This window comes from Lentzea sp., from assembly GCF_036380075.1.
GTDB lineage: Bacteria > Actinomycetota > Actinomycetes > Mycobacteriales > Pseudonocardiaceae > Lentzea.
In genome coordinates this window covers 1-2,189 of the sequence record NZ_DASVFL010000165.1, presented here as the reverse complement: position 1 = coordinate 2,189, position 2,189 = coordinate 1, and the positions used below count along the sequence as shown (strand labels likewise).

At 69.4% G+C, this 2,189-nt stretch carries 3 protein-coding genes; 1 reads left to right on the top strand and 2 read right to left on the bottom strand.

The window, feature by feature from the left end:
* Positions 1–315, bottom strand: a 315-nt coding sequence (locus VF330_RS42085; RefSeq protein WP_414675402.1) for a transposase, incomplete at its 3' end; no start/stop codon positions are given.
* Between the two features lie 138 nt (positions 316–453).
* Positions 454–813, bottom strand: coding sequence for a hypothetical protein (locus tag VF330_RS19040; protein WP_330852976.1), 360 nt, complete (start codon positions 811–813; stop codon positions 454–456).
* 62 nt (positions 814–875) lie between these two features.
* Between VF330_RS19040 and VF330_RS19035 the strand changes: the two genes are divergently transcribed.
* Positions 876–2,000, top strand: a complete 1,125-nt coding sequence (locus tag VF330_RS19035; RefSeq protein WP_330852975.1) for an IS630 family transposase — start codon at positions 876–878, stop codon at positions 1,998–2,000.
* Positions 2,001–2,189 lie beyond the last annotated feature (189 nt).

The window sequence follows — 2,189 nt, the reverse complement described above, 5'->3', positions numbered from 1 at the left end:
TGGCGGGGCAACTCCTTGACGCCCCAGGCGGCGCCGATCTCGTCGGTTGGGGCGTCGGCGGCGAGCAGCCGCTCGAGCCGGGCCAGCCCGCGGGGGGACAGCCGGTTCCCGGCGGCGAGCAGCAGCTGCCGGTGCGCCCAGGCTGGGTCTCTTGCGGCCGCGGCCGAGCTGGGCGCGGGCGACGCACTGGCGGACGTCGGTGACCATCTGGTTGGCCAGCCGCACCAGGTGGCAGTGGTCGACCACGATCGTGGCGTGCGGTAGCAGCCGGCGGATCGCCGCGGCAAACGGCGCGGACGGGTCCAGCGCAACCACCTCGACTCCAGCCCCGCCAGGCCAGGTTGCGGGCGGCCAGCCAGGCCGCTACTGCAGCGCCGGACCGGCCTGGCACCAGGCCGAGCAGCCCCCCGGGCCGGCCGACGTCGAAGTCGACGAAGCTAGTGGTCTCGCCCGTTAGTTCGTCGGGGGTTTGGTCCAGGCGGTGGGGTCGTTGAGGTAGAGGCCGCAGGCGCAGTCGAGTGCTTCTTCGGGGGTATCGACGGGGTAGCCGCTGGGCAGGGCGGCGTCCTCGTAGCTGTCGCGGCCGGCGAGGTGGATCGCGAAACCCCAGCTGTTCGCCGATCCGCCGTAGCGCAGCCGGAAGAGTGGGAGCGTGGTTCCATCGCGCAGTTCGCCGTCGACGTAGACGAACTGTCCGCGGTGGCGGATGGTCAGGTCGGCCAGGTCGGGCCAGCGTTCACGTGTGCGGGTGATCAGCCGGGAGCGCAGCGACCGCTTGGTCGAGTCGGGAGGCGTGGCAGGCACGAAGGCCATGATTGCCGAGGTGTCAGCGTGTCAACACGGCAGCGTGCCGCGGGTGCGGCACAACCGTGCCCATGCCTGTGACGACCTTGCACCGGATCGCTCTCACGGACGGGCAGCGGCGGCTGTTGCTCGCCCGCGCCCGCCGCTCTAGCGGCGAACATCGTGACGTGCTGCGTGCCCGGATCGTGCTCGCCGCTGCCGACGGCGCAACCAACGCCGCGATCGCACGCGACGTTGCGGTCGGCGTGGACACCGTGCGTAAGTGGCGGCGCCGCTTCAGCGAGCATGGCTTGGACGGGCTGCGTGACCTGCCCAGAAGCGGGCGGCCACGCACCTTTGACGCCACCGTGGTGGCTGAGGTAAAGGCGATGGCCTGCGAGCTGCCCGCCGACAGCGACACTCCGCTGGCCAAGTGGTCCTGCCCCGATCTGGCAGCCGAAGCCGCCAACCGCGGCATCGTGGGTTCGGTGTCGGCCTCGACCGTGCGCAGATGGCTCGCCAGTGACGCGATCAAGCCGTGGCAGCACCGCTCGTGGATCTTTCCGCGCGACCCTGACTTCGCCGCCAAAGCCGCCCGCGTGCTGGACCTGTATGCGCGCGTGTTCGACGGCGAACCCCTCGGAGGGCACGACTACGTCCTCAGCGCGGACGAGAAACCCGGCGTGCAGGCCCGCACCCGCATCCACCCCAGCGCGCCGGCACGACCGGGGCGACAGCCGATGCGCGTGGAAAGCGAGTACCGGCGGCACGGCACCCTCGCCCATCTCGCCGCCTACGACGTGCACCGCGCCCACGTAATCGGACACTGCGCACCCACCACCGGCATCACGCCGTTCACCGAACTCGTCGAGAAAGTGATGACCAGCCAGCCCTACGCCTCCGCGCGTCGGGTGTTCTGGGTCGTCGACAACGGCTCCTCACACCGCGGCTGGACCGCCGCCGCCCGGCTACACGACGCCTTCCCGAACGCGCAGATGATCCACCTACCCGTGCACGCATCATGGCTGAACCAGGTCGAGATCTACTTCTCCGTCATTCAGCGCAAGCTGCTCACGCCGGATGACTTCGCCAACCTCGAGGACCTCGCCAAGAAGATCACAGCATTCGAGAAGCGTTACAACGACGCCGCCCACCCCTTCGACTGGCGCTTCGATCGAACAGACCTCCACCGGTTACTCGATCGGATCGCTGCGTGACCCCCGACGAACTTGCAGCCGCGACCACTAGTTGCTGATCGTTCGCTGTCCATCGCCAGGTGACCCATAGAGGCGCGGCTGCTGTCGGTGATCCGGTGTCAGAAACCGGATGAAGTTGACGGACCTCGACCGGTCCCTCGCGGGGCGCTCGCGTGCCCCCTTATCAGTAACCCTGGTCCTGGCCGTAGC